We start from the raw sequence: 3,935 nt of genomic DNA, 5'->3' as shown, positions 1-3,935 counted from the left end.
CCCGAGGGGTGTGAGGAGCAAGAGGGGCGGGAGAGGCGGGCGACGGGGTTCGGCCCGGTCGGGATGTGCCGTCAGGCCCTGGTCTTGCGGCGGCGTTGCCAGGTGTCCGCGGCGACGGCCGCGACGATCACCAGGCCGGTGACGACGGTCTGCCAGAAGGACGAGATGCCCTGGATGTTGAGGATGTTCTGGAGCAGTCCGATGAAGGCGACGCCGATGACGGTGCCCCAGATGGTTCCGGAGCCTCCGAACAGCGCGGCGCCGCCGATGATGACCGCCGAGATGACCGTGAGTTCCAGGCCGGTGCCGGTGACGCCCTGGACGTACGAGAGGAAGGAGAGCCCCAGGACACCCGCGAGGCCGGCGGTGAGACCGGAGAGCACGAAGGCGCCCACCTTGACGCGGCCGACATTGATCCCGACGAGACGGGCGGCCTCGGGATTGCCCCCCACCGCGTAGCTGTTGAAGCCGAACCGGGAGCGGGAGAGCAGCACGATGCCGAGGGCGGCGATGACCGCGAAGAACACCAGTTGCATCGGCACCACGCCGAACAACCGTCCCTGACCCAGCAGCCCGAATTCGGCGACGCCCTCCTGCGAGGAGCTCAGCGAGATCGGGGAGCCGTCGGATATCAGCAGGGCCACCCCGCGGAACACGCTGAGGGTGCCGAGGGTGACGATGAAGGAGGGCACCCCGAGCAGGACGACGGCGAGTCCGTTGAGCAACCCGGCCAGGGCGCCGACGGCCACACCGAGCAGCGCGGCGAGGACCCAGGGGACGCCCTCGGCGATCGCCATGCCCGTGCAGATCGCGGAGAGGGCGTAGGTGGATCCCACCGAGAGGTCGATCTCGCCGTTGACGATCACGAAGGTGACGCCGATGGCCATGATGCCGATCTGGGCGATCTGCTGACCGACCGACAACAGGTTGTCGGCGGTGGCGAAGCTCGGCGAGAGAACGGTGCCCAGGACGAAGAGCACCGCGAGGGCGGCGAGCACACCGGCTTCCCTGGCGTGCAACAGCCTGCGGAGGTCGAGGGGGAATCCCCGCTCCGCCGCGGTGGTGACGGTGGTGGACATGGAGGGGCTTTCCTATCCGATCGGGAAGAGGTCGGGGAGCCGGTCGCGGGTGGGGAGGGCCGGGATCACACCGGCGACGGTGACGGCCCGGGCGCCGGCCGCGGCGGCGAATTCAACGCCGGAGGGGACATCGCGGCCCGAGGCCAGGGCCACCGCGAGGGCGGCGGTGAAGGCGTCCCCGGCCCCCGTGGTGTCGATCACCCGGTCCACCGGCCGTGCCGGTACCCGGGTGACGCCCCGGGGGCCGGCCACCAGGGCACCCCGGCCACCGAGGGTGAGCACCGCGCTCCCCCCGGTCCGGTCGCGCAGTTCGGCGACGAGTTCCTCGGCGTCCGCGTCCGGTTCACCGGCCCGCCCCAGGAGGACGGGGGCCTCGGTCTGATTCGGTGTGATGACGTCGATCAGTCGCCAGGCGTCATCGGGCAGCGGGCGGGCCGGTGCCGGATTGAGGAGAGTTGCGGTGCCGGCCTCGCGGCCGACGCGCAGGGCCGCGAGGACCACGGCCTCGGGGATCTCCATGGAGACGACGAGGATGTCGGCGGCGGCGATGACCTCGCGGAAATCCTCGACGTGCTCGGCGGTCAGGTGGTTCAGCGCCCCGGGCGCGATGGCGATGCGGTTCTCACCGGACGGTTCGACGAGGATGAACCCGGTCATGGTGTGGGCGTCGGTGGTGACGACGTGTGTGGCGTCCACCCCCTCCGCTCCCCACAGCCGCCGGGCGGTCCGGGCGAAGTCGTCGTCGCCGACCGCGGTCAGCAGTGACACCTCCGCACCGAGCCGGGCGGCCGCGACCGCCTGATTCGAACCCTTGCCCCCGGGTTCCTCCCGGAAGGCGCCGTCCGAGACGGTCTCGCCCGGTGCGGGAGCCCTCGGCACCCACATGGTGAGGCCGACCCCGTAGCTCCCGACGACTGCGATCTTCATCGACGCACCCGATCTGTACGTGGACAACCATGAACAAGGAGCAAGCTATGTACAGGGATGTCCATAGTCAATGGGTTGCGCAGGTTGTTCTTCGGGAAGCCCGGGCGCGCGGTCGGCGAACGGGCACCCCGGGAGGTCACCGAAATCGGAAAAATGGCCGGAAAATCCTCCCCTCGACGGAGGGAGGTGTGAGGTTCGCGGGATGACGCCCTCGCCGTCCCCGGGGACCCGGGGACGGCGAGGGCGGCGGGATCGGCCGGTGGTCCCGTCCCCGTCACTCCGCCTCCGGAGCCGGGAGCGCCGCGGCGGACGACCCCACGTGCCGGGGCCGGGCTACGACCTACTGACCACGGAAGGCATCGCGGATGCCGCGACGGTGCCGCCCCTCGTCGCGGCGGGGCTCGTCAACTGCGGTGACCGGCCCCGCCGAGTGGAGGGATACCCGCTGCTCACGCCACTCGACAGCACTGCGGGCGCCCACGACGTGGAGGCGGTGAACGGTTCGGGGGCATAACGGTCGTGGACGGCTTCGACGACCCGCCGCGTCCCTTCGTGCCGGAGCCGGGCGAGCAGGCGACCGCCGCCTTGATGTGACGGAACACCGTGACCTCGGCCGATGACTTCCACCACCCGATCACCCACCCGACGAAGGCTCCGGCACCGGGTGGGAAACCCCGGGGGGATGAGCCCCGGGGGCGGCCCGGGCACCGGGATCGTCGGGGTGTCGGCGTGGAAGCCGCCCACGCCGGAGCCCTGACCCCTCCGGCACATGAGGGCCCGGGCTTTCCACGGGCCTACGCCGTGCGGGGCGCGCGGCGGTACTCGGATCCGTCGCGGGTGCGGGTGAGCAGACCGGCCTCGATCAGGTATCGCCGCAGCGCCGGGTAGTCCTCGTGGACTCCGACCAGGGCCTCGTTGACCTCGGATTCGGTGTATCCCCGACCGGGGCGGAAGAGGGTGCGCGCGAGATGCTCGAGGAGTTGCGCGCGGCGGGCCGCGCGGCGCGGAATGACTTTCAGCCGCCCGTCCACGAACAGGGTCGAGACATCACGGGCGTTGGCGGAGCGGTGGTCGGCGTGGTCGGCGTCATCTTCCATGCCTCGAAGTCTTCCCGGCGCCCCGGGGCGGAACAAGCCGTTTTCCGCTCCCGGAGGCGTCTCCGGTACCGCGCCGTCGGCCCGACCGGGTCGCGATCACTCGTTCGAATGATCTCGCATCGCGAGCACCCCGTGTCACGCGGGCAACCCTCGACGTGATGGCGGGTGTCGGGGAACGGCGCCCGGGAGCGGAGCCGAGGTCGAGGAGTGTGCGGGATGGGTGAGCGGGGTGAGGACACCGGGCTCCTGCGCGGTTTCGGGCGTCAGTTGAAGCTGCTGCGCGAGCGGGAGGGGCTTTCGCGCGAGGAGTTGGGCGCCCGGGTGGGTTACGGAAGGGAGCAGATCGCCTCGGTGGAGCAGGGGCGGCGCATCCCCTCCCCGAGTTGATCGAGAGCGCGGACGAGGTCCCGGGCGCCGGCGGCCTGTCGCGGGCGATGAAGGAGGAGTTTGCGCAGGCCCGGTACCCGGCCTTCTTCCGCGACGCCTCCCCACCGGAGGCGCGGGCGGTGGAGATCCGGATCATGCCGATGGAGCGGCAGGGGAATGCCGGGCCGGCGGGCCCCTTCACCCTGATGGAGACCTCCGACGGCAAGCGGGTCGCCCGGAGGCCGGGTACGGCATTCCCAGGGCCCGGGCGCTCAACCCACGTGAGTCGTTGACCTTCATGGGGAAGGCGCTGGAGGGGGAGCCATGAGCCCGGAGCGATACGAGGACCCCGCACCCCGTCGCCGGGTCGGGAGCAGTCACAGCGGTGAGGAGGGCGGCGAGGGCGTGGAGATGGCCGCCGTGCCCCGATGGGTGCTGGTGCGGGACTCCAAGCGGGTGGGGGTGC

General features: G+C 71.5%; 6 protein-coding genes. 3 read left to right on the top strand and 3 right to left on the bottom strand.

Going from position 1 to position 3,935, the window contains the following annotated elements:
• Window positions 1–71 precede the first annotated feature (71 nt).
• From FNQ90_RS15140 to FNQ90_RS15130, 3 genes are all read right to left on the bottom strand, one after another.
• Complete coding sequence (locus FNQ90_RS15140) at window positions 72–1,079, bottom strand: ABC transporter permease (RefSeq protein WP_182606867.1); 1,008 nt, start codon at window positions 1,077–1,079, stop codon at window positions 72–74.
• A 12-nt stretch (window positions 1,080–1,091) separates the two neighbouring features.
• Window positions 1,092–2,006 carry a ribokinase gene (locus FNQ90_RS15135; protein ID WP_182606866.1) on the bottom strand — a complete coding sequence of 305 codons (915 nt, stop codon included), beginning with the start codon at window positions 2,004–2,006 and terminating at the stop codon, window positions 1,092–1,094.
• Window positions 2,007–2,800: 794 nt separating this feature from the next.
• Complete coding sequence (locus FNQ90_RS15130) at window positions 2,801–3,103, bottom strand: DUF2087 domain-containing protein (protein WP_182606865.1); 303 nt, start codon at window positions 3,101–3,103, stop codon at window positions 2,801–2,803.
• Window positions 3,104–3,319: 216 nt separating this feature from the next.
• Between FNQ90_RS15130 and FNQ90_RS28475 the strand changes: the two genes are divergently transcribed.
• From FNQ90_RS28475 to FNQ90_RS15120, 3 genes are all read left to right on the top strand, one after another.
• A complete protein-coding gene (locus FNQ90_RS28475; protein ID WP_323379979.1) occupies window positions 3,320–3,490 on the top strand; it encodes a helix-turn-helix transcriptional regulator in 171 nt (56 codons plus the stop codon).
• Window positions 3,487–3,762, top strand: a complete 276-nt coding sequence (locus FNQ90_RS28470; protein WP_323379978.1) for a hypothetical protein — start codon at window positions 3,487–3,489, stop codon at window positions 3,760–3,762. Before FNQ90_RS28475 ends, FNQ90_RS28470 begins: the two co-directional genes overlap by 4 nt.
• A 31-nt stretch (window positions 3,763–3,793) precedes the next feature.
• Window positions 3,794–3,935: DUF397 domain-containing protein (locus FNQ90_RS15120; protein ID WP_182606864.1), on the top strand; the 142-nt coding region annotated here is incomplete at its 3' end.

It is taken from the genome of Streptomyces alkaliphilus (genome assembly GCF_014141535.1).
GTDB classification, from domain to species: Bacteria; Actinomycetota; Actinomycetes; order Streptomycetales; family Streptomycetaceae; genus Streptomyces; species Streptomyces alkaliphilus.
Note: the sequence above shows the minus strand (reverse complement) of the source record. Positions and strands in the feature narration are given on the sequence as shown.